Genomic DNA, 686 nt, shown 5'->3' with positions numbered 1-686 from the left:
CCGTCTCCGTCTTCCACGGGATGGAGCGCGTGCGCGAGGCGGTGGGCTAGGGCCCCTCCTGGCCCGGCCCCGCGGCCCCGGCTAAACCCTTGCCCTTCCCCCCTGGAGGTACGACCGCATGAAGATCACCTGGTTCGGCCACTCGGCCTTCCGGCTCGACTTCGGCACCAGCGCGGTGCTGATCGATCCCTTCCTGACCGGCAACGGCACCTTCAAGGGCACGGTGGCCGAGGCATCCAAGGGTGCCACCCACGTCGTGCTGACGCACGGCCACGGCGACCACACCGGGGACGCCGCCGCCATCTGCAAGGAGACGGGCGCGAAGCTCGTCGCCAACGCCGAGGTCTGCCAGTTCTTCGGCCGTCAGGGCGTGGAGAAGCTGGACATGATGAACACCGGCGGCACCACCGACCAGGGCGAGTTCACGGTGTCCTTCACCATCGCCTTCCACTCCTCCGCCGCGATGGACGAGAACGGCGTGCTGCAGGACCTCGGCCTGCCCAACGGCGTGGTGATCTCGCCGAAGGATTCCGCGCAGCCGGCCGTCTATCACATGGGCGACACGGACGTGTTCTCGGACATGGCGCTGATCGGCGAGCTCTACCGGCCGAAGGTCGCGATCGTGCCGGTGGGGGACCGCTTCACCATGGGCGCGTGCGGCGCGGCGCTGGCGATGACGCGCTTCC

General features: G+C 69.2%; 1 protein-coding gene. It reads left to right on the top strand.

Annotated elements, in window-relative coordinates:
- Positions 1–118 precede the first annotated feature (118 nt).
- On the top strand, positions 119–686 hold a 568-nt coding region (locus QQK16_RS21045; protein WP_284198449.1), incomplete at its 3' end, for a metal-dependent hydrolase.

It is taken from the genome of Chitinimonas prasina, assembly GCF_030160395.1.
Lineage (GTDB): Bacteria > Pseudomonadota > Gammaproteobacteria > Burkholderiales > Chitinimonadaceae > Chitinimonas > Chitinimonas prasina.
The sequence above is the reverse complement of the archived record's forward strand: the minus strand, read 5'-3'. Positions and strand labels throughout refer to the sequence as shown.